4 protein-coding genes are annotated in these 3,269 nt (G+C 36.3%); all 4 read right to left on the minus strand.

What is annotated here, in order from left to right:
- Window positions 1-84: 84 nt before the first annotated feature.
- Window positions 85-906 (minus strand): VRR-NUC domain-containing protein, encoded by an 822-nt coding sequence (locus BKK50_RS11820; protein WP_208606216.1) that lies wholly within the window; start codon window positions 904-906, stop codon window positions 85-87.
- Window positions 899-1,849 carry a type VI immunity family protein gene (locus BKK50_RS11825; RefSeq protein WP_077418371.1) on the minus strand — a complete coding sequence of 317 codons (951 nt, stop codon included), beginning with the start codon at window positions 1,847-1,849 and terminating at the stop codon, window positions 899-901. The genes BKK50_RS11820 and BKK50_RS11825 overlap by 8 nt, the downstream gene beginning before the upstream one ends.
- Window positions 1,850-1,864: 15 nt before the next feature.
- Window positions 1,865-2,752 carry a DUF4123 domain-containing protein gene (locus BKK50_RS11830; protein ID WP_077418373.1) on the minus strand — a complete coding sequence of 296 codons (888 nt, stop codon included), beginning with the start codon at window positions 2,750-2,752 and terminating at the stop codon, window positions 1,865-1,867.
- Window positions 2,753-2,754: 2 nt separating this feature from the next.
- Window positions 2,755-3,269, minus strand: a 515-nt coding sequence (locus BKK50_RS12565) for a bacteriophage T4 gp5 trimerisation domain-containing protein (protein ID WP_208606217.1), incomplete at its 5' end; no start/stop codon positions are given.

A 3,269-nucleotide genomic window follows, 5' to 3' on the forward strand; every position in this document is an offset into this window, starting at 1 on the left:
TATCTAGTACAGCCCCTAATAAAATATATATTTTTTATTTGTAAAATTTTCATAAAAACACCCGCTTACTATTTATACCCCTATCTAAAATATGAGTTTAGGTGCTACCGTTGAACGAGAGAATAGAGCAGAAATAACCCGCTTGCCTGAAACTATCGCTCTGCCTGCCGCTGCAACTGCAATAGGATCATCCATAACAATACCGAAAGCATCATCCGCAAATAACGCTGCTGCGAGCAGACCACTTCCCAAGGCGATACCTAACTCTCCCCATACACTCACACTGAGTTCTTCTAATCGCCCTTCCCAAGCCTCTTTTAATTCAGGAATAGACTCTGCGATTTGCTCTTCTTGTGAATTATTATCACCACAGCCACATTTATTTGGCGTAAGCTCGGTTAATTTCGGATCGCCAAATTCATCCTCCCCGGCAATTTCCTTATAAGCTTCTCGCTGACCTTTCCCCCACCTATCGCCGGGAAATTTAATTTCCACCACCCGTTTGATATTACTTTGTACGGGAGGTTGCGAAGGGTCTTGGGTAATCACAACATCAGGAATGCGTAAATCGCCTTCGACATATTCCCTTCCCTGTTCTTTGAGCATCTTCTTAACCTTATTGATACGATGCCACACATCGCGAATATGTTCGGGTTGCCCACCTAAACCACTGCTCTTTAATAAAGGCATTGGCGGCGTTGCTTTCATAAAATAGCCGACCTCAGGCAAAATCTGTCGTCCTTGCCCACTTTCGTGTATCCAGTCAATACCGGTATTAACGCACTGTTGCTTGAGATTATTTTCACCCTTGCCACGTCGAGTGGTATTGACATTACAGACACAAATTAACGAACAAAGCACCTTTAATTCATAAAGGGCATTTTCACATTGGCTACAACTACTCATTCGTTTCCTCATTCTTACGGAAAAAACGCTCACGCCATTTTTTATATTCCAAAGCATTAAATGGCGCTCTTTTTTCTTCAAATGGTCCCCGCTCCTGAGCAGCCCATCTTTCTTGACTATATAACGGTTTTAAGGCTTCGGCTAATTGATAATAACTTTCGGGTAAATCCGATAACATCGGCGTATCTGACGCTTGAATTAAATAGACATCTTTTGCCTGCCAAACGGATAACCCTTTAATTGATGACAATACCTGCACCCCACCTACCTTATCCAATAATTCCCGAGATAAAATCGTTTGCCAGCTAATCCCTTTAATCGTATCTCGTCTTAACTTAAGAATTTCATGAATTTCATGAGTAATTTCTAACCCGGGATATTTTTGAGCTACACTATACTCCGCATCACGATAAGCTAAGTCTTCCTCCAGATGACGACAAGTGCCAATCCCGGCATAGCCGTGTAGCGGTTGTAGATAGCCTAACCAGCGGACTAACACATCTTGAATACTTTCGTGATAATTGACAAAAAAAGTAAGCGGAAAATGGATTAAAACTTGGGATAAGCGACCCTTTTCTTCTTCCCAGTCTGCCTTTCCGAGCAGAGAAAAATTGACACTGCTTGCATCATATTCCCGATTACCACCTTTATAAAGAAACTCCCATTGCCAATCTGAAGGCAAAGACAGTAACCAATCTTTTACCTCCGGGGCTGATTGATGACGCAAATCTATCCAATCGTATTGTCTATCTTGGGTAAACGTAATTTGCTCTTTTAACATTGACCGATATTCATCAAACATGGTTAAAATAGCTTGCCGTTTTTCTGTGGTGTATCCCTTATCAAAATATAAGACGATTTTGGTGCAGATACCTAGCAATACGTCTCCCTTTGGATTGACTAACTCAAGTTGCTTATCAATTTTGTTTAATTCTATATTCATTATACTCTCCTATATTTATTCACTGTTTTTTAACGTACCTAACCAATGATTATCATCAAATTCTTCTTTGCATTTTTGTTGCCAAATTTTATTAAAACTAAGTTTTTGCAATGCATATTCTAATGAATATTTTTCTTTTGCCTCTATAAATTCAGGAAACAAAAAATAATGGCTTGCATATTTAAAGCGGTATAAAATAAATTTTTTCTTGACTTTCAAACTTTCGTTTTGAGATAACATTTTAAAAGATGAATCAATGGCTTGTATAATATACTCTTTAGGTATATGCATTACCTTATAAGGCACGGAAAGGTAAATATCAAATGCAATTTCATGCAATAAATCATCATAATAAAGCTCTTCTATTTCGTCAAAAAATGATTGAGAAATAACAAAATAGCTTTTCTCTTTTGCAATTTTTTTGACATTACTATTTTGATATAAGCTCTTAAATCTTCCGTCTACACAAATAAAAACACTAGAAAAAGGAGAAAACATCCTATTTCTATGTTTATCATCAAAATTATTACTCTCTAATAAAACTCTAAGAATTTTCGGTGAGTAGAACCTAAAAATTGACTTTAGATTATTTGGCAACAAAGCAGTTAGATAAGTTTTAAAATGTGTAGCTATCTCATTTATATTATACGGACTGAAAAATACTGATCTGATAGCATAGTGTCTATTATACATTTCAGGGAGAGAACATCCTCTTTTCATTAGATATAAAACAGGTGATAAATTAGATAAATATTCGTATTCTGTTCCATCATATAATATAGAAAAATCATTATTAACAATATTATGTGTTATATTTACTTGCGAGTTTTTTTCTAGGATAAGATATAAATTATCCTTAGAATAGTTTTCTAACGCTTGGTATGTTAAATAATTTTCTTCCATTATTATCTTCCTTCATAAGGGCAAATAGGACAAAATGCTTTGTCATTAGCAATCGCTGAAGTTAACGCTTTTTCTTGATTCGACAACTCTTTTGGTTTTGAATTAGCATTATCTACCGAAGAAGAGGCTTTTGAGACAGATACTTTATTTTTATTCAAAAAGACCTTCTCCCCATCAATCTTCACTTCATCACTTTCAATACGTAATGTGCCTTCATTATCAAGAGAAATAAGCGAATTCCCTACGGAGAAAGTAATACTGCCATTTTGTGATGAGATAATAATGTCTTTTTTAACTTGCTTAGTTGTTGAGGTTTCAACAAGCGTATCCGAATTTCCCAACACAGAGGTCATCTCATTCTCGTGAATGGTTTTGTTACGATCTCCCTGCACGGTGATATTCTGGTTCTTTTTAATAATTTCTTGGTGACGATTTGAGACTATCGTATTACAGTCATTCAACACCACCGTATTCATATCCCGTTGAGCGTGTAGATTAAGTTGTTCCTGTCCCGGCG

It is taken from the genome of Rodentibacter rarus (assembly GCF_001998965.1).
GTDB lineage: Bacteria > Pseudomonadota > Gammaproteobacteria > Enterobacterales > Pasteurellaceae > Rodentibacter > Rodentibacter rarus.

Bases quoted from the DNA above. Each gene is read 5' to 3' on its own strand.
- BKK50_RS11825 (WP_077418371.1), bottom strand. From the start codon at position 1,849: ATGAATATAGAATTAAACAAAATTGATAAGCAACTTGAGTTAGTCAAT.
- BKK50_RS11820 (WP_208606216.1), bottom strand. From the start codon at position 906: ATGAGTAGTTGTAGCCAATGTGAAAATGCCCTTTATGAATTAAAGGTG.
- BKK50_RS11830 (WP_077418373.1), bottom strand. From the start codon at position 2,752: ATGGAAGAAAATTATTTAACATACCAAGCGTTAGAAAACTATTCTAAG.